At 54.3% G+C, this 26,932-nt stretch carries 22 protein-coding genes; 4 read left to right on the forward strand and 18 right to left on the reverse strand.

What is annotated here, in order from left to right; genetic code table 11:
• Positions 1–7: 7 nt before the first annotated feature.
• From dnaE to rpsB, 16 genes are all read right to left on the reverse strand, one after another.
• Positions 8–3,490 carry a DNA polymerase III subunit alpha gene (gene dnaE / locus IBT54_RS13070; protein WP_201252268.1) on the reverse strand — a complete coding sequence of 1,161 codons (3,483 nt, stop codon included), beginning with the start codon at positions 3,488–3,490 and terminating at the stop codon, positions 8–10.
• Positions 3,491–3,521: 31 nt separating this feature from the next.
• A complete protein-coding gene (gene rnhB / locus IBT54_RS13075) occupies positions 3,522–4,148 on the reverse strand; it encodes a ribonuclease HII (RefSeq protein WP_013356849.1) in 627 nt (208 codons plus the stop codon).
• On the reverse strand, positions 4,141–5,289 hold the full coding sequence (gene lpxB, locus IBT54_RS13080; protein ID WP_201252269.1) for a lipid-A-disaccharide synthase: 1,149 nt from the start codon (positions 5,287–5,289) through the stop codon (positions 4,141–4,143). Before lpxB ends, rnhB begins: the two co-directional genes overlap by 8 nt.
• Before the next feature lie 3 nt (positions 5,290–5,292).
• Positions 5,293–6,081: an acyl-ACP--UDP-N-acetylglucosamine O-acyltransferase gene (gene lpxA / locus IBT54_RS13085; RefSeq protein ID WP_013356847.1), complete on the reverse strand. Its 789-nt coding sequence runs from the start codon at positions 6,079–6,081 to the stop codon at positions 5,293–5,295.
• Positions 6,082–6,084: 3 nt separating this feature from the next.
• Positions 6,085–6,540 (reverse strand): 3-hydroxyacyl-ACP dehydratase FabZ, encoded by a 456-nt coding sequence (gene fabZ, locus IBT54_RS13090; protein WP_003852639.1) that lies wholly within the window; start codon positions 6,538–6,540, stop codon positions 6,085–6,087.
• Between the two features lie 152 nt (positions 6,541–6,692).
• Positions 6,693–7,718 (reverse strand): UDP-3-O-(3-hydroxymyristoyl)glucosamine N-acyltransferase, encoded by a 1,026-nt coding sequence (lpxD, locus tag IBT54_RS13095; protein WP_013356846.1) that lies wholly within the window; start codon positions 7,716–7,718, stop codon positions 6,693–6,695.
• A 3-nt stretch (positions 7,719–7,721) separates the two neighbouring features.
• On the reverse strand, positions 7,722–8,219 hold the full coding sequence (gene skp, locus IBT54_RS13100; protein WP_003852644.1) for a molecular chaperone Skp: 498 nt from the start codon (positions 8,217–8,219) through the stop codon (positions 7,722–7,724).
• 110 nt (positions 8,220–8,329) lie between these two features.
• The gene (bamA, locus tag IBT54_RS13105) at positions 8,330–10,741 is read right to left on the reverse strand and encodes an outer membrane protein assembly factor BamA (protein ID WP_013356845.1); all 2,412 of its coding nucleotides are present in this window, start codon (positions 10,739–10,741) and stop codon (positions 8,330–8,332) included.
• A 51-nt stretch (positions 10,742–10,792) separates the two neighbouring features.
• Positions 10,793–12,139, reverse strand: coding sequence for a sigma E protease regulator RseP (gene rseP / locus IBT54_RS13110; protein WP_201252270.1), 1,347 nt, complete (start codon positions 12,137–12,139; stop codon positions 10,793–10,795).
• Positions 12,140–12,151: 12 nt separating this feature from the next.
• A complete protein-coding gene (cdsA, locus tag IBT54_RS13115) occupies positions 12,152–13,009 on the reverse strand; it encodes a phosphatidate cytidylyltransferase (protein ID WP_013356843.1) in 858 nt (285 codons plus the stop codon).
• An 18-nt stretch (positions 13,010–13,027) separates the two neighbouring features.
• Complete coding sequence (ispU, locus tag IBT54_RS13120) at positions 13,028–13,780, reverse strand: (2E,6E)-farnesyl-diphosphate-specific ditrans,polycis-undecaprenyl-diphosphate synthase (RefSeq protein ID WP_009091989.1); 753 nt, start codon at positions 13,778–13,780, stop codon at positions 13,028–13,030.
• Between the two features lie 181 nt (positions 13,781–13,961).
• Complete coding sequence (gene ispC, locus IBT54_RS13125; RefSeq protein WP_033731633.1) at positions 13,962–15,158, reverse strand: 1-deoxy-D-xylulose-5-phosphate reductoisomerase; 1,197 nt, start codon at positions 15,156–15,158, stop codon at positions 13,962–13,964.
• A 111-nt stretch (positions 15,159–15,269) separates the two neighbouring features.
• On the reverse strand, positions 15,270–15,827 hold the full coding sequence (gene frr, locus IBT54_RS13130; RefSeq protein ID WP_033731632.1) for a ribosome recycling factor: 558 nt from the start codon (positions 15,825–15,827) through the stop codon (positions 15,270–15,272).
• Positions 15,828–15,970: 143 nt separating this feature from the next.
• On the reverse strand, positions 15,971–16,696 hold the full coding sequence (gene pyrH / locus IBT54_RS13135; protein WP_013356840.1) for a UMP kinase: 726 nt from the start codon (positions 16,694–16,696) through the stop codon (positions 15,971–15,973).
• A 157-nt stretch (positions 16,697–16,853) separates the two neighbouring features.
• The gene (gene tsf / locus IBT54_RS13140) at positions 16,854–17,705 is read right to left on the reverse strand and encodes a translation elongation factor Ts (protein WP_201252271.1); all 852 of its coding nucleotides are present in this window, start codon (positions 17,703–17,705) and stop codon (positions 16,854–16,856) included.
• A 181-nt stretch (positions 17,706–17,886) separates the two neighbouring features.
• Positions 17,887–18,612: a 30S ribosomal protein S2 gene (rpsB, locus tag IBT54_RS13145; RefSeq protein ID WP_033731630.1), complete on the reverse strand. Its 726-nt coding sequence runs from the start codon at positions 18,610–18,612 to the stop codon at positions 17,887–17,889.
• A 318-nt stretch (positions 18,613–18,930) separates the two neighbouring features.
• Between rpsB and map the strand changes: the two genes are divergently transcribed.
• The 4 genes from map to IBT54_RS13165 all read left to right on the forward strand — a co-directional run bounded on the left by map (position 18,931) and on the right by IBT54_RS13165 (position 23,971).
• Positions 18,931–19,725 (forward strand): type I methionyl aminopeptidase, encoded by a 795-nt coding sequence (gene map / locus IBT54_RS13150; protein WP_041456646.1) that lies wholly within the window; start codon positions 18,931–18,933, stop codon positions 19,723–19,725.
• A 66-nt stretch (positions 19,726–19,791) separates the two neighbouring features.
• The gene (glnD, locus tag IBT54_RS13155) at positions 19,792–22,446 is read left to right on the forward strand and encodes a bifunctional uridylyltransferase/uridylyl-removing protein GlnD (protein WP_110331394.1); all 2,655 of its coding nucleotides are present in this window, start codon (positions 19,792–19,794) and stop codon (positions 22,444–22,446) included.
• Positions 22,447–22,529: 83 nt separating this feature from the next.
• Entirely contained in the window at positions 22,530–23,354 is an 825-nt protein-coding gene (gene dapD, locus IBT54_RS13160; protein WP_201252272.1) for a 2,3,4,5-tetrahydropyridine-2,6-dicarboxylate N-succinyltransferase, read from the forward strand.
• A gap of 224 nt (positions 23,355–23,578) precedes the next feature.
• A complete protein-coding gene (locus IBT54_RS13165) occupies positions 23,579–23,971 on the forward strand; it encodes a DUF3461 family protein (protein WP_033731626.1) in 393 nt (130 codons plus the stop codon).
• Between the two features lie 66 nt (positions 23,972–24,037).
• On the opposite strand, the gene IBT54_RS13170 is transcribed toward IBT54_RS13165, so the two are convergent.
• The gene (locus tag IBT54_RS13170; RefSeq protein WP_013356833.1) at positions 24,038–25,195 is read right to left on the reverse strand and encodes a CdaR family transcriptional regulator; all 1,158 of its coding nucleotides are present in this window, start codon (positions 25,193–25,195) and stop codon (positions 24,038–24,040) included.
• A gap of 184 nt (positions 25,196–25,379) precedes the next feature.
• Positions 25,380–26,825: a serine endoprotease DegP gene (gene degP, locus IBT54_RS13175; RefSeq protein WP_095706168.1), complete on the reverse strand. Its 1,446-nt coding sequence runs from the start codon at positions 26,823–26,825 to the stop codon at positions 25,380–25,382.
• Positions 26,826–26,932 lie beyond the last annotated feature (107 nt).

Below are 26,932 nucleotides of genomic sequence, written 5' to 3' on the forward strand. Positions count from 1 at the left end.
TCCTGTTCTAGTCAAACTCCAGTTCCACCTGCTCCGATCCAATCAACGAGCGCAGATCGTTAAGTAAACGATCGCTGGGCGAAATACGCCACGCTGCACCAAAGCGCAGCTTCGCTCGCGCGTCGGCTCTCTCATAATAGAGATGCACCGGAATAGTCCCTGATCGATGGGGTTCCAGGGACTGACGGAGTCGGTTTAATAGCTGGTCATCAATTTGCCTGTCCGTCAGCGAGATAGCAAGTCCGCGCGCGTATTTTTCGCGAGCTTCGTCGATGTCCATGACTTCACGCGCGGTCATTTTAAGCCCACCACTGAAGTCATCAAAGCTGACCTGTCCGCTGACGATCAGGATTCGGTCTTTCTCCAGCAACTGCTGGTATTTATCTAACGCATCGGTAAATAACATCACCTCAAGACGACCGGAGCGATCGTCCAGAGTACAGATACCAATTCGGTTGCCGCGTTTGGTCACCATTACCCGCGCGGCGATCACCAGACCGGCCGCCACGGTAATTTTACCCCGATCGGTAGGATGCATATCTTTCAGCCGCACCCCGCCAACGTAACGCTCAATTTCTTTCAGATACTGATTAATCGGGTGGCCGGTCAGGTATAACCCCAGCGTTTCCCGTTCACCATCCAGCTGCACCTGCTCAGGCCACGGCGTGACGCTGGCGTATGATTTCTCCACCTGCTCTGGCTCTTCTGCCAGCACGCCAAACATATCCGCCTGACCAATCGCTTCCGCTTTCGCGTGCTGATCGGCCGCTTTCAGCGCGTCGCTGAGTGCACTCATCAGCGCGGCGCGGTGCGGTCCGAGGCGATCAAAGGCTCCGGACATGATCAGTTTCTCCATCACCCGACGGTTGATCTTTTTGGTGTCGGTACGGGCGCAGAGATCAAACAGTTCGCGGAAATAGCCGCCTTCGTTACGGGCGTCGATGATCGCTTCGATCGGACCTTCGCCCACGCCTTTGATCGCGCCTATGCCGTACACGATCTCGCCCGCTTCGTTAACGTGGAACGGATAGAGACCGGAGTTAATATCGGGCGGCAGGACCTTCAGCCCCATCCGCCAGCACTCATCGACCAGGCCGACCACTTTCTCGGTGTTATCCATATCGGCGGTCATCACCGCCGCCATAAACTCAGCCGGATAGTGCGCTTTCAGCCACAGCGTCTGATAGGAGACCAGTGCGTAGGCCGCAGAGTGTGACTTGTTAAAGCCATAACCTGCAAATTTTTCCACCAGATCGAAGATCTTCATCGACAGTTCGCCGTCGATGCCCATGCTTTCGGCACCGTCGCGGAAAACTGAACGCTGCTTAGCCATCTCCTCGGGTTTCTTTTTACCCATGGCGCGACGCAGCATATCTGCACCGCCCAGAGTGTAACCGGACAGGACCTGGGCGATCTGCATCACCTGTTCCTGATAGAGGATGATGCCGTACGTTGGCTCCAGCACTGGCTTCAGGCTCTCGTGCTGCCACTGGATATCGGGATAGGAGATCGCTTCACGGCCATGCTTACGGTCGATGAAGTTATCTACCATGCCGGACTGCAGAGGACCAGGGCGGAACAGCGCTACCAGTGCGATCATATCTTCGAAGCAGTCGGGCTTAAGACGCTTAATCAGATCTTTCATGCCGCGCGATTCAAGCTGGAATACCGCGGTGGTTTCCGAGCGCTGCAGCATATCGAAGCTTTTCTTGTCATCCAGCGGGATCGCGGCGATATCGATCGGCTCCAGTCCCTCTTTTTCCCGGCGCGGGTTGATCATCTTCAGTGCCCAGTCGATGATGGTCAGCGTTCGCAGTCCCAGGAAGTCGAACTTCACCAGGCCGGCATATTCCACATCATTTTTATCGAACTGGGTGACCGGGAACTGGCCGTGCTCATCGCAATAGAGCGGCGCAAAATCGGTGATCTTCGTTGGCGCAATGACCACGCCACCCGCATGCTTACCGGCGTTACGCGTAACCCCTTCCAGCTTGCGCGCCATGTCGATCAGCGCTTTAACCTCTTCATCTGCGTCATACATCGCAGGAAGTTGTGGTTCAGCAATAAACGCTTTTTCCAGCGTCATGCCGGGATCGGGCGGGATCAGTTTTGAAATACGGTCAACAAAGCCGTAAGGATGCCCCAGCACGCGACCCACATCGCGGATAACCGCTTTCGCCGCCATGGTACCGAAGGTAATAATCTGGGAAACTGCTTCACGACCGTACATATCGGCGACGTGTTCAATCACCTGATCGCGTTTCTCCATGCAGAAGTCGACGTCAAAGTCGGGCATCGAAACACGTTCCGGGTTCAGGAAGCGTTCAAACAGCAGGTCAAATTCCAGCGGATCGATATCGGTGATTTTCAGCGCATAGGCCACCAGCGAACCCGCACCCGAACCACGGCCCGGTCCGACCGGCACGCCGTTATCTTTGGACCACTGGATGAACTCCATTACGATCAGGAAGTAGCCGGGGAATCCCATCTGGTTGATAACGTTGAGTTCAATTTCCAGACGCTCATCATATTCCGGGCGTTTTTCCGCGCGCTCAGCCTCGTCCGGGAAGAGGAACACCAGACGTTCTTCCAGTCCCTCACGGGATTTCACCACCAGATAATCTTCAGTGGTCATATCGCCGGTCGGGAACTGCGGCAGGAAGTACTCACCGAGCCGCACAGTCACGTTACAACGCTTAGCAATCTCTACGCTGTTTTCCAGCGCTTCCGGGATGTCCGAGAATAGCTCGCACATCTCCTCTTCGCTGCGCATATATTGCTGAGGACTGTAGTTGCGCGGGCGCTTGGGATCGTCCAGCGTATAGCCGTCGTGAATGGCAACGCGAATTTCGTGCGCATCGAAATCTTCTGCGTTGATAAAGCAGACTTCATTGGTGGCGACGACCGGAATGCCCTCGGCAATCGCCAGTTCAACGGCGGCATGCAGATAGCTCTCTTCGTCCTGACGACCGGTGCGGATCAGTTCCAGATAGTAGCGATCGGGGAAATGCTGCTGGTAAAACGACAGACACTGCGAAACCAGGGCATTGTTGCCACGCAACAGGCTGCGGCCCACGTCGCCACGTCGCCCGCCCGACAGCAGAATTAACCCTTCCTGCAGTTCAATCAGCCAGTCGCGATCGATGATCGGTCCGTCCACACCATAACCACGCTGATAAGCGCGGGAGATCAACAGCGTCAGGTTCTGGTATCCGGTATCACTGGACGCCAGCACGGTCAGCTGGGTCAGCTCATCTCCCATCAGCTCACTGGCAACGTTAAAATCGGCACCAATGACCGGCTTTATCCCTGCGCTGTGTGCGCCACCGTAAAATTTCACCAGACCACACAGGTTAGTGAAGTCGGTAATCGCGATAGCAGGCATGCCAAGGGCAGCCGCCTTCTTGATCAACGGCCCGGTTTTCGCCAGGCCATCAACCATCGAATAGTCACTATGGACACGCAGATGTATAAAACGGGGTTCAGCCATATCAGTTTCCGGTTAAAACAGCGTCAGGCTATTAAAGCGTAAGGATCTGGCGGGCAGCCAGTACTTCAGCGTCGAGCAGCGCGTTGCGTACAGGCGCAAAACTGCGACGGTGGTGCGGCGTGGCGCCATACTGCGTCAGTTTTTCCATATGCAGCGCCGTCGGATAACCTTTGTGCTGCGCAAAACCATACTGCGGGAACAGCAGATCCAGCTCGGCCATTTCACGATCGCGCGACACTTTGGCGATGATGGAGGCTGCACTGATTTCGGCCACCAGGCTATCCCCTTTCACCACGGCCTGTGAAGGCATTGGCAACGCCGGACAACGATTACCATCAATCAGCACATAGTCGGGCTGAATACTCAGGCCAGCAACGGCGCGCTGCATCGCCAGCATAGTGGCGTGCAGAATGTTGAGCTGATCAATCTCTTCCGGCTCTGCACGTCCCAGACTCCAGGCCAGCGCCTTCTCTTTGATTTCGTCATACAATGACAGGCGGCGCTTTTCCGACAATTTCTTGGAGTCAGCCAAACCGGTAATCGGATTAGCCGGGTCGAGGATGACGGCAGCAGTGACCACCGCGCCGACCAGCGGACCACGCCCCACTTCGTCCACACCGGCAATCAGTCTGGCGACAGGATAGATAAAATCAGGCATTCACCAGCTCCAGTACCGCATCCGCTGCCTGCTCATCGGCGTTCCAGCGGATCTGTTGATGTAATTCATGAAACGTCTGCAGCAGGGTTTCGCGCTCAGGCCCGGCATGCAGCAGCGGATCTAACGCCGCGGCCAGGGCTTCTGGCTGACACTCATCCTGCAGTAGCTCTTTGACCAGCTCACGCCCGGCCAGCAGATTCGGCAGAGAGACATAAGGCGTCTTTACCAGCCGTTTCGCCAGCCAGAACGTGGCCGGCTTCATGCGATAACCGACGACCATAGGGCATTTTGCCAGCATGCACTCCAGTGCGGCAGTACCTGACGCCAGGAGTGCGGCATCGCTCGCAATCATCGCTTCACGTCCCTGACCATTCAGCAGATGCATCGGCAGCTCAGGAGCGACGTCAGCTTTAATTTTTTCAAACTGTTCGCGGCGACGGGCATTAACCAGCGGCACCACGATTTCCAGTGCCGGATAGTGACGACGCAACAATTGCGCTGTTTTCAGGAAATCAGCGCTGAGCATTTCCACTTCTGCGCCTCTGCTGCCGGGCAGCAAAGCCAGACAGAGTGCATCATCGGCAATGCCGAGATGACGGCGCGCAGCCTGCTTATCAGGTTGCAGCGGCATGGCATCTGCCATGGTGTGGCCGATAAAGCGACAGGGAACGTTATAGCGATCGTAGAAAGCTTTTTCAAACGGCAGGAAGGCCAGCACCAGATTGGTGTTACGACCAATTTTAAACACGCGCTTTTGCCGCCATGCCCACACCGAGGGACTGACATAGTGGATCGTGCGAATGCCCGTGCGTTTAAGGTTGCCTTCCAGCGTGATATTGAAATCGGGCGCATCAATCCCGACAAAGACATCGGGTCTGAGTTCGGTAAAACGCCGGGTGAGATCGCGGCGGATTGTCAGCAGACGTCGCAGGCGGCCCAGCACCTCAACAATGCCCATCACCGCCAGCTCTTCCATCTCATACCAGGCTTCGCACCCTTCCGCCTGCATCAGTGGTCCCGCCACGCCGACAAAGCGTGCATCAGGATGACGGGCTTTCAGGGCACGAATGAGACCTGCACCAAGAATATCGCCGGAGGTTTCTCCGGCGACCAGGGCAATCGTTAAAGGACGCGCTGACATGGATTAACGAATTAATCCACGGGTTGAACGGGTGAAGAAGTCGTAGAAAGGCTGCACTTCGCTGTGCTGCTGCGCGATGGCTTCGATTTCTGGCTTCACTTCTTCCAGCGTTCTGCCGCTGCGATAGAGCAGCTTGTAGGCGTTGCGAATCGCGTGCAACGACTCTTTGCTGAAGCCACGGCGCTTAAGACCTTCGATATTGATCCCGAACGGCGTCGCGTGGTTGCCCTGCGCAATAACGTAAGGCGGCACATCCTGCGCCACGCCGGAACAGCCACCTACCATCACGTGAGCACCGATGATGCACCACTGATGTACCGCTGTCATGCCGCCAATAATGGCGAAATCATCGACCGTCACGTGACCACCCAGGGTGGCGTTGTTGGCGAAGATACAGCGGTTACCAATCACGCAGTCATGCGCAATATGGACATTGACCATCAGCAGATTATCGCTGCCCACCGTGGTGACATGGCCACCCTGCGTGGTGCCGCGATGAATCGTCACGCTTTCACGGATGCGGTTGCGATCGCCGATCTCAACCCGTGTTGGCTCACCGGCATATTTCAGATCCTGATTCACTTCACCAATCGAGGCAAACTGATAGATCTGATTATCTTTACCGATACGCGTGTGGCCGTTCACCACAACGTGTGACTTCAGTACCGTTCCTTCACCGATTTCAACATTCGCGCCAATAAAGCAAAACGGGCCAATGTGAACGCGGGCGCCAATAACAGCGCCCTCTTCAATGACAGAACTGGGATGGATAGTGGCGGTTGGATCAATCACGAATTATGCCTCCCGGCTGCGGGCACACATCATGGTCGCTTCACAAACGATTTTACCATCGACAGTCGCCACGCCTTTAAAGCGGGTCAGACCACGGCGGGTTTTCTCGAAAGTGACTTCCATGATCATCTGGTCGCCTGGTACCACAGGGCGCTTGAAGCGGGCACTGTCGATACCGGCAAAGTAATAGAGTTCACCTGGTTCCAGTTTACCTACGCTTTTAAACGCCAGAATACCGGTGGCCTGCGCCATCGCTTCCAGGATCAGAACGCCAGGAAAAATCGGTTTACCAGGGAAATGCCCCTGGAAAAACGGTTCATTAACAGAAACGTTCTTCACTGCACGCAGGTATTTGTGCTCTTCAAATTCCAGCACGCGGTCTACCAGCAGAAACGGATAGCGGTGCGGCAGCAGCTCTAAAATCTCTTCAATTTTCAGAGTATGAGTTTCAGTAGTCAAAATACTCTTCCTGTCCTAAAAATCTGATGACATCAATAACACGGCCTGCACAGATCAAAATGATCTTCCGCAGGCCGCAAATAGGTTCTGTGGCGCCGGGCTTCCCTGCTTAACATTTTTATTATGAAAGCCGGTCAGTTTTGGGATGGCGGTTAGTCGTCTTTGCCGACCTTGCGCTCGATGGCTTTTAAGCGTTTGCTCATGTCATCGATGTTCATCACCAGCGCTGCAGTTTTGCGCCAGGTTTTGTTGGGTTGCAGCGGAATGCCTGACGAATAGACACCAGGCTCTGTGATAGGACGCATGACCATACCCATACCGGTCACCGTTACTTTGTCACAGATTTCCATATGGCCGTTAATGACGCTGGCACCGCCAATCATACAGTAACGCCCAATTTTCAAACTACCCGCCATGATCACACCGCCTGCAACCGCAGTATTGTCGCCAATAACTACGTTGTGAGCGATCTGGCACTGGTTGTCTATGATAACACCATTGCCGATCAGAGTGTTATCAAGCGCACCGCGATCGATGGTGGTGCAGGCACCTATTTCGACGCGATCGCCGATAATTACCGCGCCTAACTGCGGGATTTTCACCCAGTTACCGCGATCGTTGGCATAGCCGAAACCATCAGAACCGATGACGGTACCTGACTGAATCAGACAATCCTGGCCGATTTCGATCTCGTGATACACAGAGACGTTGGCCCAGAGGCGGGTTCCGCTGCCGATACGGGTTTTTTTGCCCACAAAGCATCCCGCACCAATGACTACGTTATCACCCAGCTCAACGTCCGCTTCGATCACTGCATTGGCACCAATGGCAACGTTATTGCCAAGTCGGGCTGAGGGATCGATAACTGCGCTGGGGGCGATATTCTGCGCCGGCTGTGGCGTGGTATCGAGTATTTGTGCCATACGCGCATAGGTCAGGTAGGGATTTTTGACTACCAGCGCTGCGGTTTTGCACCACTCCAGATCCGCTTCCGTCAGCACCACGGCTGAGGCCTTTATCAGGGCGAGTTGCTCGCGGTAACGGCTGTTTGCAAGAAAAGTGATTTGGCCAGTTGTGGCGGATTGCATAGAAGCAATGCCGGAGATGACGATATCGCCATCTCCGTGCAATTCTGCATCCAACTGCTGGGCTAAATCAGCCAGTCGAATAGATGACATGAATTATTTAACCTGTTTCAGCACGTCAGCAGTGATGTCTTTTGCGTTTGATGCATAAGCCACCGCGTTAGCGTCGATCACGACGTCGTAACCATCGCTGTCAGCGACTTTCTTCACGGCATCCTGAATACGGCTCAGCAGCTTGTTACGCTCTTCCATCTGACGACGGCGATTGTCCTGCTCAAAAGCCTGCGCTTTTGAAGAGAAAGCTTCACGCTGTGACATGACATCTTTTTCCATACGGCTGCGTTCGCTGGCCTTCATGGTAGAACCGTCACGCTGCAGACGCTGCATTTTGGTTTGCAGATCGCGCTCCTGGCTCTGCAACTCAGTTGCACGGCCTTTGAACTCGTTTTCCAGCTGTTTAGCAACAGTCGCACGTTGCGGTAACTGTTGGAAAATGCTGGACACGTTTACCACTGCAATTTTGTCAGCAGCCTGAACACCAGCGGAGACCGCTAAAGCAAGACCCAGACCTGCGGCACACAACAACTTTTTCACTATAAACTCCTTACCATCAACGTTTGTGTCAGCGACACAGTGTTTGCCCCGGAACAGCAACAAGTGCTGCCCGGCAGCAAGACTTCAGCTATGCATCCATGCTCAGAACATTACCAGGTTTTACCAATGTTAAACTGGAACTGCTCTGACTTGTCTCCATCGACTTTCTTAATCGGCTGGGCATACGAGAACACCAGCGGGCCGAGCGGTGACATCCACTGCAGCGCCACACCGCTTGATACGCGGATATTGTTTGGATCGCTGTAGTCAGGAATACCCGCAGCACGTGTTTCAGCGGTGTTTTCCCAGTGGGTATCCCACGCAGTACCGGTATCAACAAACACCGAGGTACGCACCGAGTTAGCATACTTCTCGCTCAGGAACGGCGTTGGCGTAATCAGCTCAAGGCTGGCAATCGCCATGGCGTTACCGCCCACCGCATCGTCAGACTTACAGACTCCATTTGGATCGGCAATGCGGCAGTTCGACGAGTTGTTATTGTAGTAAGCCGCTTTCGGTCCAATGGTGTTGGACTGGAAGCCACGCACGGTGCTCGAGCCACCGGCGTAGAAGTTCTCATAGAACGGCATCTCTTTGCCGCCGAGACCATCGCCATAGCCAACACGACCACGGCCCAGCAGCACCCAGGTACGATCCTGGTTAATCGGCACATACTGCTGGGTGTCCAGCGTGGCCTTATAGAAGCTGTTATCTGAGCCTGGAATCGTTACCTTACCGTTCAGGTTGGTACGGTTACCAGATGTCGGGAAGAAGCCACGGTCCAGCGTGTTGTATGTCCAGCCGTAGTTAAAGGTGAAGTCATCGGCTGAGAATTCGCCTTTGTCATTTAACTGCTGCGGCTTGCCGACTGAATCCAGATAACGCCACATCGCAACCTGCGGCTGCATGTTTGACAGGTCATTGTGGACATAGCCCAGACCGACACGCAGGGTGTTGTTTTCGTTAACCGGGAAGCCAAGCGTGCCATCCAGACCATAACTTCGGTTGGTATAGTCAGACAGATCCGCATTGTCCGCTTTGAAGTCGTTATAGAACAGACGACCACCCAGACTCACACCATCAACGGTGAAGTAAGGGTCAGTAAGCGAGAATTCAGCATAGGTCTGGTAGTCATTTTTGGTGCCGCTGATGCCCACGGTATTACCGGTGCCCAGCCAGTTATCCTGCGTTACCCCGACCTGGAAGCTCACACCACTTTCGGTGCCGTAGCCGACGCCGAAGTTAAAGGTACCGGTGTTACGCTCTTTAACCTTGTAGACCACATCAACCTGGTCCGGCGAACCAGGCACACGCTGCGTATCCACATCCACGGTTTCAAAGTAACCGGTACGGTTCAGACGCTCTTTACCCTGCTCAACCAGATCGCTGCCCAGCCATGCGCCTTCCATCTGACGCATTTCGCGACGTAACACCGAGTCTTTAGAGGTGTCATTGCCTTCGAAACGGACGTTACGCACGTAGTAGCGGTTACCCGCATCGACGTTGATATGCAGTTTTACGGTTTTATCGGCGTCGTTGATTTCAGGCTGTGTGGCGACACGCGGATAGGCATAGCCGTAGCGGCCCAGCAGTTTCTTGATGTCATCTTCCATTTTCGTGACTTTGGCGCCGTTATAAAGCTCGCCTGCAGGAATTTTGGTCAGATGCTCAATTTCTGCTGAATGGCCCGCCATGCTGCCATTGACGATCACACCAGCAATTTTGTACTGGTCACCTTCGGTGATATTCACCGTGATGTAGATGCCTTTTTTATCTGGCGTCAGGCTGACCTGAGTCGAATCGATGTTGAAGCGGGCATAACCGCGATCCAGATAGAAGCTGCGCAGGGTCTCAAGGTCGCCCGCCAGTTTCTGCTTCTGGTATTTACGATCGCCGACCACGTTCCACCATGGCACTTCATCGCGCAGCTGGAAACGGGAGATCAGTTCATCGGAGCTGAAGGCTTTATTACCGACGATGTTGATCTGCTGAATTTTGGCAGAGACACCTTCCGTAAAGACCAGTTTCAGATCAACGCGGTTACGCGGCAGTGGCGTGACCACGGCTTTCACGTTGGCGGTATATTTACCGACGCTGTAATAGAAGTCTTCAAGTCCCTTCTCGATAGAAGAGATGGTAGTACGGTCCAGCGCTTCGCCGACACGGACACCTGAAGCTTCCAGATTTTGTTTGAGCTGATCCTCTTTCACCGCTTTGTTACCGGTGAAGGTAATGCTGGCAATGGTAGGACGTTCTTTGACCTGGACAATCAGCGTTGTACCGTCTCGCAGGACCTGAACATCCTCAAAGTTGCCAGTAGCGAACAGCGAGCGAATGGTATTTCTGACATCATCGTCATTCACCGTATCGCCAACCCGTACTGGCATGCTCAGCAGAGCCGCGCCGACGGCGACTCGCTGCAGCCCTTCGAAATGAATATCCTTCACCACGAAATCGTCTGCACCGTAAACGGTGGCGCTGCTAAACAGCAGCGACGCTATGAGCAACTTTTTCATCGCCATCGTTGTTATGCGTTTTCCTAACACATCCCTCGAATGTTCGCGTTCCAGCGGTTACAAACGTGAGAAATCATTGAAAAGTGCAAGCCCCATTAACAGCACCAGCAGAATTGAGCCGATGCGATAACTAAAGTCCTGAACTCGCTCGGACACCGGTCCACCTTTGATCTTTTCGATCGCCAGGAACAGCAGGTGCCCACCATCTAAAACCGGCAAAGGGAACAGGTTGATAATGCCCAGGTTGACGCTAATCAACGCCAGGAACATTAGGTAGTAAATCAACCCATACTCCGCTGACAACCCTGCACCCTGCGCAATCGAGATTGGCCCGCTCAGGTTGTTCAGCTTCACATCACCGGTTATTAACTTGCCCAGCATGGAAACGGTGAGCTTCATCAGTTGCCAGGTTTTTACACTGGCCTCACCGATAGCCGCAAACGCGCCATACTGCCTTACCGTCTTGTACTCTTCGGGCAGCGGAACAATGCGCGGAATCACACCCGCAAAGCCCGCTGTCGTGCCAGCTTTCGCTTCTGGCGTCATCGTCAGCGCAATTGATTCACCGCCGCGATCCACCTCAAGCGCCAGGCTTTTGCCGGGATTGTCCCGGACCTGGGTAACAAACGTCTGCCACTGCGATAATGGCTGACCATCGACTTTAACGATCCTGTCGCCTGCTTGCAAACCGGCTTCACTGGCTGGCGAATTCGCCTGAACTTCTGCCAGTGTGGTCTCAATTTGCGGACCGCGAGGCTGAATGCCTAACGCGACGACCGGATCCTGCTTATCAGGCTCAAACTGCCAGTTACGCAAATCCAGCTGCTTCTGCTGAGTTGCGTCCTCGCCAAATCGTGCCACCGTTAACGTGGTGCTGCTGTCGCCGATTTTACCCACCAGCGCCATACGCACAGCATCCCAGTCAGGCGTTTCGATACCGTCAACGGCCTTAAGTTCCATGCCGGGCGCAATTTGCGCTTCCGCAGCGACCGAACCGTTTAAAATTTCACCGATTACCGGGCGCACACCAGGCACGCCGTGAATAAACACAACCCAGTAGGCAAAGATGGCAAAGAGGAAGTTAGCGACAGGACCTGCCGCAATGATGGAGGCACGTTGCCAGACGGCTTTATTATTAAAAGCCTGATGACGCAGCTCGGCTGGCACGCTTTCGACACGTTCGTCGAGCATTTTCACGTAGCCACCAAGGGGAATCAGCGCGATGACAAATTCCGTGCCGTGGCGGTCACGGCGCTGCCAGAGCGACTTACCAAACCCAATGGAAAAACGCTCAACCTTGACGCCACAGCGACGAGCGACCCAGAAATGGCCAAACTCATGAACGGTAATCAACACGCCCAGCGCAACGATAAAGGCGAAGAAACTCCAGATTATGCTCAACATCTTTGCCTGTCCTTAAAGGGTGCGGAACACCAGCAGCAATAAACAGGCAAACACCGGCACCGCCGCAGTCAGACTATCAATGCGATCAAGAATGCCGCCGTGACCCGGTATCAGATTGCCACTGTCTTTGATACCCGCTTCACGTTTAAACATACTCTCAGTGAGGTCGCCCAGCACGGAGGCCAGCGTTGCGATAACCGCGCAAATCACCAGCGTACCGGTAGAGACCGTCAGCGGCGCCAGCGAGGCAAACAGCAGCGCAATCAGCGCAGAGGAGACCAGGCCGCCCAGGAAGCCTTCCCAGGTTTTACCTGGCGAGACCTTCGGTGCCAGCTTGTGCTTGCCGAACATTTTGCCAAACATATAGGCACCTGAATCCGCACCCCACACCAGCAGCAACACAAACAGCAGCCACCAGGCACCGGCGAAGTGATCGGTTTCGTAGTGATACTGCCGCAGCGCCACCATGCCCCAGAAAAAAGGCACCAGCGTTAACACGCCAAACAGTAAGCGGAGCGGGCGCGAATGACGCCAGAAGGCCGCAGATGCGGGATAGGAGAGGACCAGCAGCAGTGCAACGACCCACCACACCAGCGACGCCCAAAGCGATGTCGCGACCTGGGGCAGATGCACCGTGTGTTGATAAGGCGGCAGCGTAAACTGCATCAGCGCCAGCAGCAGACCACAAAGTACAGCCAGCCAGACGCGCTGTTGCCGTGATGCCATCCCTGCAAACTGACCCCATTCCCAGGCGGCCAGCATGCAGATAACGATGGTTGTAAGGGCAAAGCCCACAGGTGGTAACCAGAACAGTGCAGCTATTACCAGCGGAATTAATATCAACGCGGTAATCAGACGAGACTTCAGCAAAGGTTACCCCCAGATTGCTCAGGCGCCGCCTGGTGCAGCGCCGCCAAAACGACGCTCCCGCAGAGAGAATGCATTCAGTGCACCTTCAAAAACGTGTTCATCGAAATCCGGCCAGAGCACATCGGTAAAATAGAATTCAGCATAGGCAATCTGCCACAGCAGGAAGTTGCTAATCCGATGCTCTCCCCCGGTCCTTATCACTAAATCCACTGGCGCCAGCTCCTGCATACAGAGCTGCGACGTCAGGCTCTCTTCGGTAATCTGGTCAGGACGCAGTAATCCTTCCTGCACCTGCTCAGCCAGTTTTTTCACGCCTTCGATAATATCCCAACGGCCGCCATAGTTGGCAGCAATGTTGAGCGTCAGGCCACTATTATTTGCGGTCAGCGTCTCAGAACGGCGAATACGTTCCTGAATACGCGGGCTGAAACGGCTGGTATCGCCAATGACGCGTAAGCGAACATTGTGTTTGTGCAGGCTTTTCACTTCGCTGTCGAGCGCCCAGACAAACAGTTCCATTAACGCGGTGACTTCCTGCGCCGGACGGCTCCAGTTTTCACTGCTGAAGGCGTAAAGCGTCAGGGCTTCAAGATTGTTGCTGACCGCAAAGCTGACGGCGCGGCGCACCGATTTAACGCCCGCTTTGTGGCCTGAAATACGCAATTTTCCCTGATTTTTGGCCCAGCGACCGTTGCCATCCATGATGATAGCGACGTGGCGCGGACCGTTTCCCTGCTGGTCATCAGTGTTGTTGTGATTGTTAGACGACATAACGCTTAACCAATTCCTTTCATCAGAAATGCTGTGGTTTCTGAATACATTGCGCCCGATTCAAATCCCGACACGCTTTTGGTGCCGGGCCACACCGAATTCGGTGACAGACCGTGAAACGCGAGCCAGCGACTATACCATTTTCACCTGAAGCGAACAAATGGCCTCATAACGATCGGCTTCACGACGTGAAGCGCGGCAACATTTCTGCCGCCAGCGCGCGCGCGGAGCGATCAATTTCAAGGACAGCGTCCACCGAATCAGGCTCCGGACACACCTGTGCTGCCATCACCGCGCTATTAAGCGCTGCGATGTCGGTGAAGCGGATCTGGTGGTTCAGGAAAGCCGCGACGGCAACCTCGTTGGCTGCATTCAGCGTGGTGGTCGCCGCCTGCCCTGCATCACAGGCATCAATGGCCAGTTTCAGGCAGGGGTAGCGACTAAAATCAGGTTCTGCAAAGCTCAGCGCCGACATGCGGGTAAAATCCAGCGGCGTCACGCCTGCTTTGATGCGCGAAGGCCAGGCCATGCTATGGGCAATGGGCGTACGCATATCGGGAGAACCTAACTGAGCCAGCACGCTGCCATCGCAGTATCGCACCATAGAGTGAATCACCGACTGTGGGTGAAGGATCACTTCCATCTGCGCTGCGCTGGCATTAAACAACCAACGGGCTTCAATGTACTCAAGACCTTTATTCATCATGGTGGCCGAATCGACAGAGATTTTTCTCCCCATCGACCAGTTCGGATGTGCACAGGCCTGATCAGGCGACATGGCGCTGAGATCCGCTAAATCTGTGTCACGAAAAGGACCACCCGATCCCGTAAGGATAATTGACTCAATGCCATTATCCCGCAGGTCAGCGTAACCTAACTGATGCTGGATGGTAGCCGGTAAACTCTGAAAAATGGCGTTATGTTCGCTGTCGACCGGTAGTAACTGCGCGTTATGATGACGCACCGCCTCCATAAACAAACGGCCGCAGGTGACAAGCGATTCTTTGTTGGCCAGCAATACCGTTTTACCGGCGCGAATGGCGGCCAGCGTTGGCAGCAAACCTGACGCACCGACAATGGCCGCCATCACCTGATCCACCTCATCCAGCGCGGCCAGCTCACAGGCTGCCTGAACGCCGGAGAGCACTTCAGTATTGACCCTGATTGCTCTCAGTCGCTCACGCAGCGCAGCGGCAGAAGTTTCGTCTGCCATGCAGGCGTAGCGTGGCGTAAAGGCCGCACACTGTTCGGCCATCAGCGCCACGTTATGGCCGGCAACCAGCGCCGTAATCTGATAAAGCTCTGGGTTGGCGCGAACCACCGCCAGCGTACTGGTGCCGATCGAGCCGGTGGATCCCAGCAGAGTTAATCGCTTCATGAGGCTATCCGTGTGAAGTCAGCGTGCCCGCAGGCACAATGTAAAACGCCGCCAGATGTCGCATTCATACGAATACCTCTCTGTACGGCGTTTTGTCCGGCAGTGATGGAATCAGAAATCCATCAGCTCCGTTTCTTTTTCTGACAGTGCAGCATCAACTTTCTTGATGTACGCATCGGTCATTTTTTGCACTTCGTCCTGCGCACGACGTTCGTCGTCTTCGCTGATTTCTTTATCTTTCAGCAGCGCTTTGATTTTATCGTTGGCATCGCGACGGACGTTTCGTACCGACACACGGCCCTGCTCGGCTTCGCCGCGCACGATTTTAATCAGATCTTTACGACGCTCTTCTGTCAGCGCTGGCAGCGGAACACGGATGTCAGTACCGGCTGAACTTGGGTTCAGACCGAGATCGGACTTCATGATCGCTTTTTCGACTGCCTGGCTTAGTGAACGATCAAACACGTTGATTTTCAGCGTGCGTGAATCTTCCACAGTGACAGAAGCCAGCTGACGCAGTGGCGTCGGCGTGCCGTAATATTCGACGACGATGCCGTCGAGCAGCGAAGGTGACGCACGACCGGTACGCACTTTGCTGATGGTAGTTTTGAATGCTTCAACGCATTTTTCCATGCGCGTGTCAGCATCTTTTTTGATGTCGTTAATCACGTTGAAACCCTTGGATTCGGTTTGACCTGGCCAGTTCCGGCATAACCGGAAGCGGGATCGATAATCATCGATAATCCTGACTGGTGCGCGATGCGTTCTCATCGCGCTGACAGAATATACCTTATTTTATCTCGCCTCGGGTATTAATGCGTAATCAGGGTGCCTTCTTTTTCACCCATCACTACGCGACGCAGTGCGCCAGGTTTATTCATGTTGAAAACACGGATAGGTAATTTGTGGTCACGTGCCAGGGTAAAGGCCGCCAGATCCATCACTTTCAGCTCTTTATCCAGGACTTCGGCATAGGTCAGTTGATCATACAGCGTCGCGTCCGGGCTTTTCACCGGATCGGCAGAGTAAACGCCGTCAACTTTGGTCGCCTTCAGTACCACGTCCGCTTCAATCTCAATGCCGCGCAGACACGCCGCAGAGTCGGTGGTAAAGAACGGATTGCCGGTACCGGCGGAGAAGATGACGACGCGGTTGTTACGCAGCAGGCTGATCGCTTCTGCCCAGCTGTAGTTGTCACAGACGCCATTCAGTGGAATCGCTGACATCAGGCGTGCATTCACATAGGCGCGGTGCAGTGCATCACGCATCGCCAGGCCGTTCATCACGGTCGCCAGCATACCCATGTGGTCACCTACGACGCGGTTCATACCTGCCTGCTGCAGGCTCGCGCCGCGGAACAGGTTCCCTCCGCCAATTACCACGCCAACCTGGATGCCCAGCTCAACCAGCTCTTTTACCTCTTGTGCCATGCGGTCAAGCACACTCGCGTCGATACCAAAACCTTCAGCGCCTTGCAGAGCTTCGCCGCTGAGTTTAAGCAGGATACGTTGATAAACAGGTTTTGCGTTGGTCGCCATGGTCAGTTCTTCCTGGAAGATTGGGTGTAAAGGAGAAGTAAATTCTGATCGATCATCCGCTTACCGCAAAGAAAATGCTATTGGGATGAAACTGAAAACGTGTCTGTTGCGATTCACAGACAAAAAAGAACCGCCATCTGGCGGTTCTTTCAGAGCATTAAGACTGTTTGGACATTGCTGCAACTTCTGCAGCGAAGTCTGATTCAACTTTCTCGATGCCTTCACCCACTTCGAAGCGGATGAAGTTGATCACGTCAGCGCCATGCTCTTTCAGAGCCTGGCCAACGGTTTTGCTTGGGTCGATAACGAAAGCCTGACCCGTCAGAGAGACTTCGCCGGTGAATTTCTTCATACGGCCTTCAACCATCTTCTCTGCGATCTCTTTTGGCTTGCCAGACTGCATCGCGATGTCCAGCTGAACCTGGTACTCTTTATCTACCACGTCAGCAGAAACGTCTTCTGGCTTAACGAATTCAGGCTTGCTCGCTGCAACGTGCATCGCGATCTGTTTGATCAGATCTTCGTTAGCGCCTTTCGCTGAAACCAGAACGCCGATACGCGCGCCGTGCAGGTAGCTGCCCAGCTCTGCGCCTTCCAGGATTGCAACGCGACGGATGTTGATGTTCTCACCGATTTTAGCAACCAGTGCAACGCGCTCTTCTTCGAACTGCGCTTTCAGGACTTCAACGTCAGTAACACGATCAGCGGCAGCCGCATCCAGAACTTTGTCTGCGAACGCCTGGAAACCGCCATCTTTTGCTACGAAGTCAGTCTGGCAGTTAACTTCCAGAATCACGCCGTAGTCGCCAACGATTTTGGTTTTGATTACGCCATCAGCAGCAACGTTGCCTGCTTTTTTCGCTGCTTTGATTGCGCCAGACTTACGCATGTTCTCAATCGCCAGCTCAATGTCGCCGTTCGCTTCAGTCAGCGCTTTTTTGCAATCCATCATGCCAGCGCCAGTACGCTCGCGCAGTTCTTTTACCAATGCAGCGGTAATGTCAGCCATTCCAGAATCCTCGGTTCGTGCCTGTGTACATACGTACATGCAGACACTTATTTGCGGAAAATTTACTCTGTCCCGCCGTCCGGTTGGGGGCGTAACAGACTTAGATAAATAAAGGGGCCACTATAGGCCCCTTACAGATCACATCTGAATGCTAAGGGCTCTTATGCAGAGCAAACCTTAATTAAGCGTTTTCTAAAGACGCTTCTTCAGCTTGCTCAGCCAGGTCCTGAGAGCGGCCTTCGCGAACGGTGGTCGCAACGGCAGTCAGGTACAGGTTTACAGCACGGATCGCATCGTCGTTACCTGGGATAACGAAATCAACGCCATCTGGATCTGAGTTGGTATCAACGATAGCAAATACCGGGATACCCAGGTTGTTTGCTTCTTTGATTGCGATGTGTTCGTGGTCAGCATCAACAACAAACAGCGCGTCTGGCAGACCGCCCATGTCTTTGATACCGCCCAGGCTGTTTTCCAGCTTGGCCAGCTCACGCGCACGCATCAGCGCTTCTTTTTTGGTCAGTTTGTCGAAAGTACCATCCTGAGACTGAATCTCCAGATCTTTCAGACGCTTGATTGACTGACGCACGGTTTTCCAGTTAGTCAGCATGCCACCCAACCAGCGGTGGTTTACGAAGAACTGGTCGCAGCTCAGTGCAGACTCTTTTACCGCTTCAGCAGCAGCGCGCTTAGTACCTACGATCAGGATCTTACCTTTACGGGAAGAGATCTTGTTCAGTTCAGCCAGAGCTTCGTTGAACATAGGTACAGTTTTTTCCAGGTTGATGATGTGAACCTTGTTACGTGCACCAAAGATGAATGGCTTCATTTTTGGGTTCCAGTAACGGGTCTGGTGACCGAAGTGAACACCAGCCTGGAGCATGTCGCGCATGGAAACAGTTGCCATGATAAAACCTCTAAAGTTTGATTGGGGTTGGGCCTCCATGTATCCCATACGACCGACCTCTTTCAAGGCACCCCGGCGTATGTGTCGATACATGTGTGTTTTAGTACACATAATGAGAGTTATGCGTTTCCTGCTGACCGAAACGGCCATACAGAGAATCGTCGGCGCGCTTTATATCACAACCAGCCCAGTGACGCCAATAAATCATCGCTGACAGAGGCCAGCGCGTTCTCTATTTGGCAGCCCATTTGCTGGCTGCTAACATGACAGCACAGAACTTATTATTGTCGAAAATTTCGACAAATGCGGATTAATTTAATGGCAATTTCAATTAAAACTCCTGAAGAAATCGAAAAAATGCGCGTCGCAGGCCGACTGGCCGCCGAAGTGCTGGAGATGATCGAACCTTACGTGAAACCGGGTGTGACCACCGGTGAGCTGGACCGCATCTGCCACGAGCACATTACTCAAAAGCAACAGGCGGTCTCTGCCTGCCTCGGCTATCACGGCTTTCCGAAGTCGGTCTGCATCTCCGTCAACGAAGTGGTGTGCCACGGCATTCCCAGCGATGACCGCCCGTTAAAAGATGGCGATATCGTCAATATTGATGTCACCGTGATTAAAGATGAGTACCACGGCGATACCTCAAAGATGTTTATCGTTGGTAAACCGACCATTCAGGGTGAGCGCCTGTGCCGCGTCACGCAGGAGAGCCTCTATCTTTCCCTGCGTCTGATTAAGCCCGGTATTCGTCTGCGCGAACTGGGCCGGGCTATCCAGAAGTATGTGGAAGCGAACGACTTCTCTGTTGTGCGCGAATATTGCGGTCACGGCATCGGCAAGGGCTTCCACGAAGAGCCGCAGGTGCTGCATTACGATGCCGATGATAGCGGCGTTGTACTGCAGGCGGGCATGACCTTTACGGTAGAACCGATGGTCAATGCCGGTGATTACCGCATCCGCACCATGAAAGATGGCTGGACGGTAAAAACCAAAGATCGCAGCTTGTCCGCACAGTATGAGCATACTATTGTGGTGACGGAAAACGGCTGTGAGATTTTAACCCTGCGTAAAGATGACACGATCCCTGCCGTGCTCGTTGCTGAAGGGTAATTTTCTTCACGCAGATCAAGCCGGCGATGAGCCGGCTTTTTTTTGGCTAAAAAAGAGAAGAGCTGCATGAGCGTGAGTCTGTCGGAAGAGGTAAAAAACGGTCTGGTCGATTCGCCAGCCGAATGGGGTGACGACCAGTTGACCCGCGACATTCTGAAGCCGCGGCTGGAGCAGTTTCAGCAGCATCTGGCTGCCGCATTTGATGCCGGTGAAGCCGTTGAGCCGCTGATAGATGCCCGCACGCTGTTTATCGATCGGCTGCTGCGTCGCCTGTGGCGCTTCTATGGCTTTGATGCGATGCCCTCTATCGCGCTGGTCGCCGTGGGCGGCTATGGCCGTGCCGAACTGCATCCGCTCTCTGATATTGATGTCCTGATCCTCAGCCGCCAGCCGCTGAATGAACAGGCTGCACAGCGTACCAGCGATCTGCTGACGCTGATGTGGGACCTCAAGCTGGAAGTGGGCCATAGCGTGCGCACTTTGGAAGAGTGTCTGCTGGAGGGGCTGTCTGACCTGACCGTTGCCACTAACCTGATTGAATCACGGATGCTGACCGGCGACGTGGCGCTGTTTCTGGAACTGCAGAAAAACATTTTCAGCGATGGTTTCTGGCCCTCATCCACCTTCTTTGCGGCCAAAATCGAAGAACAGCAGGAACGCCACAAGCGTTACCACGGCACCAGCTATAACCTTGAGCCGGACATCAAGAGCAGTCCGGGTGGCCTGCGCGACATCCACACGCTGCAATGGGTTGCCCGACGCCATTTTGGCGCCACCACGCTGGATGAGATGGTTGGCTTTGGTTTCCTCACCGACGCGGAACGCAGCGAACTCAACGAATGCCAGGAATTTCTCTGGCGCATCCGTTTTGCCCTGCACCTCTCCCTGCCCCGCTACGATAATCGCCTGCTGTTCGATCGCCAGCTCAGCGTGGCGCAGCGCCTGAATTACCAGGGCGAAGGCAATGAGCCGGTCGAGCGGATGATGAAAGATTTCTATCGCGTCACGCGGCGCATCGGCGAACTGAATCAGATGCTGCTGCAGCTGTTTGATGAGGCGATTCTGGCGCTCTCTACCAGCGAAAAACCGAGACCTGTCGATGACGATTTCCAGCTGCGTGGCAATTTGATCGACCTGCGCGACGAAACGCTGTTTACCCGCGAACCGCAGGCAATTCTGCGTATGTTCTATGTCATGGTGCGTAACGACAGCATCAAGGGGATCTACTCCACTACCCTCCGTCATCTGCGCCATGCGCGTCGTCATCTTAAACAGCCGCTGTGCCAGATTCCGGAAGCGCGACGTACCTTTATGTCGATTCTGCGTCATCCCGGCGCGGTCAGCCGGGCACTGGTGCCGATGCACCGTCACAGCGTGTTATGGGCTTACACGCCGCTGTGGGGCCATATTGTCGGGCAGATGCAGTTCGACCTGTTCCACGCCTACACCGTGGATGAGCACACTATCCGCGTGTTGCAGAAGCTGGAAAGCTTTGCCAATGAAACCACCCGGCCGCAGCATCCGCTGTGCGTAGAGTTATGGCCGCGCCTGCCGCAGCAGGAGCTGCTGCTGATGGCCGCACTGCTGCATGACATTGCCAAAGGGCGCGGCGGCGATCACTCTATTCTCGGCGCACAGGATGCACTCGATTTCGCTGAAATGCATGGCCTTAACTCGCGTGAAACGCAGCTGGTGGCCTGGCTGGTTCGCCATCATCTGCTGATGTCAGTGACGGCGCAACGGCGCGATATTCAGGACCCGACGGTGATCCAGCAGTTCGCTGAGGTGATGCAGAATGAGAACCGGCTGCGCTATCTGGTTTGCCTGACCGTCGCCGATATCTGCGCCACCAACGAAAGCCTGTGGAATAGCTGGAAGCAGAGCCTGCTGCGTGAGCTCTTTTTCGCCACCGAGAAGCAGTTGCGACGCGGCATGGAAAACAGTCCGGACCTGCGTGAGCGGGTGCGTCACCATCGCCTGCAGGCGCTGGCGCTGCTGCGGATGGACAACATCGATGAAGAGCGTCTGCACCAGATCTGGAATCGCTGCCGCGCAGATTATTTCCTGCGCCATACGCCTAATCAGATTGCCTGGCATGCCCGCCACTTACTGGTTCACGACCTGAAGAAACCATTAGTGCTGGTCAGCCCGCAGGCCACACGCGGCGGAACCGAAATTTTCATCTGGAGTCCCGATCGCCCACACCTGTTTGCCGCCGTCGCCGGAGAACTCGACCGCCGCAACCTCAGCGTCCACGACGCGCAAATCTTTACCAGCCGCGACGGCATGGCCATGGATACCTTTATTGTGCTGGAACCGGATGGCAGCCCGCTGTCGCCGGACCGCCATCCGATGATCATTCAGGCGCTGGAGCAGGCGATCACCCAGTCTGACTGGGTGGCGCCACGAACCCGTCGTCCGTCGGCCAAACTGCGGCATTTCAGCGTGGATACCGAGGTCAATTTCCTGCCGACGCACACCGACCGTCGCAGCTACCTTGAACTGGTGGCGCTGGATCAGCCTGGCCTGCTGGCGCGCGTGGGTGAAGTCTTTGCCGATCTCGGTGTCTCACTGCACGGCGCACGCATCAGCACCATTGGCGAGCGGGTCGAAGATTTGTTTATTCTGGCCAACAGTGAACGTCAGGCGCTGGACGAAGAAATGCGCAAAGCGTTGCAACAACGGTTGACAGAGGCCCTTAATCCAAACGATAAAGTGTGACCAGACTCGATTTGTAAACATTAATCTCTTTACTTGTGTCGGGTTATTGCCCGGCATCGCACATGACAGATCAGGAAAAAAATATGCAACAGTTACAGAGCGTTATTGAATCCGCCTTCGAACGTCGCGCTGACATCACACCTGCCAGCGTTGACAGAGAAACCCGTGATGCCATTAACCAGGTGATCTCTTTGCTGGACAGCGGTGAGCTGCGCGTTTCTGAGAAGATCGACGGCGAGTGGGTAACGCATCAGTGGCTGAAGAAAGCAGTGCTGCTCTCTTTCCGCATCAATGACAACCAGGTGATGGAAGGTTCGGAAACCCGCTTTTACGACAAAGTGCCGATGAAATTTGCCGGCTGGGATGAAGCGCGTTTCAAAGCAGCAGGCTTCCGCGTCGTGCCGCCTGCGGCTGTGCGTCAGGGTGCCTATATCGCCCGCAACACGGTGCTGATGCCTTCTTACGTCAACATCGGTGCATTTGTGGATGAAGGCACCATGGTAGACACCTGGGCGACCGTCGGCTCCTGTGCACAGATTGGTAAAAACGTTCACCTTTCTGGCGGCGTGGGTATCGGTGGCGTGCTGGAACCGCTGCAGGCCAACCCGACCATTATCGAAGACAACTGCTTCATTGGCGCACGCTCTGAAATCGTTGAAGGCGTGATTGTTGAAGAAGGCTCAGTGATCTCAATGGGTGTTTACATCGGTCAGAGCACCAAAATTTATGACCGTGAAACAGGCGAAGTACATTATGGTCGTGTGCCTGCCGGCTCCGTCGTGGTTTCAGGTAACCTGCCGTCCAAAGATGGCAGCTACAGCCTCTATTGTGCCGTGATCGTGAAGAAAGTGGATGCGAAAACGCTGGGCAAAACCGGTATCAACGAACTGCTGCGCACCATCGACTGATTTCACTGACGGGCTGGAAATCAGCCCGTCATCTTTTCTTTACAGTCATTATCAAATAACATGCTTCGCGCCGCGAATTAACTGGTGCGTTTAGTTTTTATCCAGGTCATAATCCGCGCCAGTTAAATCCTGTCGCGCAATGTTCATCCCGCTTATTTATGTCTACAGTTGACGGACGTCATGAACAAGTCTGCGCGCTTCTCACTTTTGATGGAAACAACGCTATGTATGACAATCTGAAAAGCTTAGGTATCAGTAACCCGGACGACATTGACCGCTACAGCCTGCGTCAGGAAGCCAATAACGACATTCTGAAGATCTACTTCCGCAAAGATAAAGGCGAGTTTTTCGCGAAGAGCGTTAAATTCAAATATCCGCGCCAGCGCAAAACTGTCGTTGCCGATCACGCGACGCAGGGCTACAAAGAAGTTCAGGAAATCAGCCCGAATCTGCGTTATGTCATCGATGAACTGGACCAGATTTGCCAGCGCGATCAGGTTGAAGTGGATCTGAAACGCAAAATTCTGGATGACCTGCGTCACCTGGAAAGCGTGGTCGCCCACAAGATCTCGGAAATTGAATCGGACCTGGAAAAATTAACCCGTAACAGCCGTTAATTTCCTGTCCGACAAGAGACAAGAGAGGCCAGCTTTGCTGGCCTTTTTTATGCCGCAAACCTGCCCCTACCCCTGCTCATCCAGTTGCAAAGCCACATAGAGCAACAGCCTGTCGTCAAAATGACCCAGATTCAGTCCCGTCAGTTCAGAAATCCGGTTCAGGCGGTACTCCAGCGTATTGCGATGAATGAATAGTGCACGTGCGGTAGCGCTCGGCTGGACGTTATGGGTGAACCAGGCGATTAGCGTACGGCGCAGCAAGCCGTTGTTATCCATGCTCTTGAGCTTCGCCAGCGGCCGGGCGAGCTCATTGGCCTGCCAGCCGCCTCGCAAGCTGTCGAGCAGCACCGGCAGCACCAGATCCTGATAAAAATAGCTGCGCACTTCGGGCATACGCTGTTTGCCTACCATCATGGTGGTGCGCGCCGTCCGGTAAGAGCGTGCAATGCTGCCCGGCCCGGTAAAGAAGTTACCCAGCGCGATACGCATCCGGAGATGGCCACTCTCTTTCATCCGCTGCAGCAACTGCTCGACGCGGCGGCGATGATCATCCTGATCGTAACGTCCATGCCCGTTCAGGGCTGGTTTCAGCACCACCATTTCGGTCAGTGAGACAATGGCGATCAGATTATCGCGCTCCGGTGTGGTCAGCAGCGTTTGCAGCTGTTGTAACTCTGACATCGCGCTGTCGACGCCAAGCTGACCGCTATCCACCTCCAGAACGGCCACCACACGCGGTTGATTGAGATCGATGCCGAGCCGCTGAGCCCATTCAGTTAGCTGTGGCGACAGGGTATCGCTGCGGATGAGATTCAGCACCAGCTCTTCACGTAGACGGCTGTCCTGTGCCAGCATATGCAGAAGCCGCGCCTGCTCCAGCATCATCTCTGCGGTCATGCAGACCAGCTCGCCGTAGTGCCGCAATGCCAGCGGCTCGCCGGTCAGGCCAATCACCCCGACGATGTCACCATCAATGCGCAGCGGCAGGTTAATGCCGGGGCGTACGCCATGAAGATGTTTAGCCACCGCTTCATCAATGTCGACTACGCGACCCTGTGAAAGCACCAGCAGCGCACCTTCGTGCAACTCCCCAATGCGTTCCCGGTCACCGCTGCCGATAATGCGGCCCCGCGCATCCATCACATTGACATTGCTGTCAATAATTTTCATAGTGCGCGCCACGATATCCTGTGCCAGCCGGGCATCAAGGTGATAGGTAGCCATCCATTACTCCTGAAAAAGAGGGGGAGAAACAGAATACGCATGGAAAGCAGGCAGAACATTGTGCATTTGCACAGAGCCAGGCGGTCATTTGCCGAATTTGCGGTGAGCATCACACTCTGCCAGGGCAAATGCCGGACATAAAAAAGGCGGACCGCAGTCCGCCTCTTCATCAGTGGTCGTTCCGTTACTGCATCAGCAGGTAGATGCTGCTATCGCCGCGCTTCACATTCAGCGCCAGAACGGCTGGCTTGGTATCAAGGACTTTGCGCAACTCGCCGAGGTTGGTTACCGGCTGCTGGTTAACGCCCTGAATCACGTCCCCCTTCTTCAGGCCGATACGCGCTGCGGCACTGCCCGCTTTCACATTATCAACGCGAACGCCTTTATCACCGGTTTCAACATTGCTAAGGTCAGCCCCTTCAATGCCGTTGTAGATGGTGGCGGACTGCACTTTCGCCTGGCTGCTCTGCTGCAACTGAACAGATACATCGACCGGTTTGCCGTCACGCAGCAGGCCCAGTTTCAGGGTGGTGCCAACCGGCAGTGAACCCACTTCTGCACGCAGTGAAGCAAAGCTGCTCAGCGGTTTGCCGTTCATGGAGACAATCACGTCACCCGCTTTGATGCCCGCTTTTGCGGCAGCAGAGTCTGGCAGTACCTGGCTGACAAATGCACCACGCTGTGCGTCGACTTTCATCGCTTTTGCCAGTTCGGAGTTCAGTTCCGTGCCCTGCACACCCAGCTCGCCGCGTTTAACCTGTCCAAACTCAACCATCTGCGCCGTCAGGTTTTTCACCATGTTGCTCGGAATAGCAAAGCCGATACCGATGTTACCGCCATCCGGCGCCAGAATAGCGGTGTTGATCCCAATCAGTTCACCGTTGAGGTTAACCAGCGCACCACCGGAGTTGCCCCGGTTAATCGCCGCATCCGTCTGGATAAAGTTTTCGTAATTTTCTACATTCAGGCCGCTGCGTCCCAGTGCCGAGACGATACCGGATGTCACGGTTTCACCCAGTCCATACGGGTTACCGATTGCCACGGTGTAATCACCGACGCGCAGATTGTCAGAGTCAGCAATTTTCACGGCGGTCAGATTTTTAGCTTCCTGCAACTGAATCAGTGCAATGTCAGAGCTGGGATCTTTACCGATGACTTTTGCGTCATAGCGACGACCGTCGCTGAGCTGCACCTGAATTTTGGTGGCATTATTCACCACGTGGTTGTTGGTCACCACATAGCCTTTTTCGGCGTTGATAATCACGCCCGATCCCAGTGCACGGAATTTTTCCTGCTGGGTATCAGGGGCGGGTGCGCCACCATTACCACCTTCACCGCCACCGTTCTGGCACATGGGTGAGCCCTGGAACGGGGAACCGTCCTGACAGAATGGCGAATTGTCGCCAAAGAATTGCTGAAACTGCTGCGGCATGCGTGGGGTTTTTACTGTGGTGGTGCCCTCAACGCTGATACTGACCACAGACGGCATCACCTTCTCCAGCATCGGAGCCAGGCTTGGCAGTTGCTGGCTTTCGGAAGAGGCCGTTTGCGCAGCAGAAACAGTAACAGGGGCGAGCGCCATGCTCAGGCTCAACGCCAGCGCACTTAACACTAAAGTCTTTTTTTTCATTTTTCGTTTCTCAATAAGATTACTGTTCAGACCATTGCTGTGGTCGAAAGGTGAGATAAATGTTTTAGCGCGAAGTTCCTTTAAAAGTTTAAGCCAAAGGTAAAAAT

Source organism: Pantoea sp. S62, from assembly GCF_016658625.1.
GTDB classification, from domain to species: Bacteria; Pseudomonadota; Gammaproteobacteria; order Enterobacterales; family Enterobacteriaceae; genus Pantoea; species Pantoea vagans.

Bases quoted from the DNA above. Each gene is read 5' to 3' on its own strand.
- glnD (WP_110331394.1), top strand. From the start codon at position 19,792: ATGAGCGTGAGTCTGTCGGAAGAGGTAAAAAACGGTCTGGTCGATTCG.
- lpxD (WP_013356846.1), bottom strand. From the start codon at position 7,718: ATGTCATCTATTCGACTGGCTGATTTAGCCCAGCAGTTGGATGCAGAA.
- dapD (WP_201252272.1), top strand. From the start codon at position 22,530: ATGCAACAGTTACAGAGCGTTATTGAATCCGCCTTCGAACGTCGCGCT.
- rnhB (WP_013356849.1), bottom strand. From the start codon at position 4,148: ATGCCTGATTTTATCTATCCTGTCGCCAGACTGATTGCCGGTGTGGAC.
- dnaE (WP_201252268.1), bottom strand. From the start codon at position 3,490: ATGGCTGAACCCCGTTTTATACATCTGCGTGTCCATAGTGACTATTCG.
- map (WP_041456646.1), top strand. From the start codon at position 18,931: ATGGCAATTTCAATTAAAACTCCTGAAGAAATCGAAAAAATGCGCGTC.
- rseP (WP_201252270.1), bottom strand. From the start codon at position 12,139: ATGTTGAGCATAATCTGGAGTTTCTTCGCCTTTATCGTTGCGCTGGGC.
- bamA (WP_013356845.1), bottom strand. From the start codon at position 10,741: ATGGCGATGAAAAAGTTGCTCATAGCGTCGCTGCTGTTTAGCAGCGCC.
- rpsB (WP_033731630.1), bottom strand. From the start codon at position 18,612: ATGGCAACTGTTTCCATGCGCGACATGCTCCAGGCTGGTGTTCACTTC.
- ispU (WP_009091989.1), bottom strand. From the start codon at position 13,780: ATGTCGTCTAACAATCACAACAACACTGATGACCAGCAGGGAAACGGT.
- pyrH (WP_013356840.1), bottom strand. From the start codon at position 16,696: ATGGCGACCAACGCAAAACCTGTTTATCAACGTATCCTGCTTAAACTC.
- IBT54_RS13165 (WP_033731626.1), top strand. From the start codon at position 23,579: ATGTATGACAATCTGAAAAGCTTAGGTATCAGTAACCCGGACGACATT.
- degP (WP_095706168.1), bottom strand. From the start codon at position 26,825: ATGAAAAAAAAGACTTTAGTGTTAAGTGCGCTGGCGTTGAGCCTGAGC.
- IBT54_RS13170 (WP_013356833.1), bottom strand. From the start codon at position 25,195: ATGGCTACCTATCACCTTGATGCCCGGCTGGCACAGGATATCGTGGCG.
- tsf (WP_201252271.1), bottom strand. From the start codon at position 17,705: ATGGCTGACATTACCGCTGCATTGGTAAAAGAACTGCGCGAGCGTACT.
- ispC (WP_033731633.1), bottom strand. From the start codon at position 15,158: ATGAAGCGATTAACTCTGCTGGGATCCACCGGCTCGATCGGCACCAGT.
- lpxB (WP_201252269.1), bottom strand. From the start codon at position 5,289: ATGTCAGCGCGTCCTTTAACGATTGCCCTGGTCGCCGGAGAAACCTCC.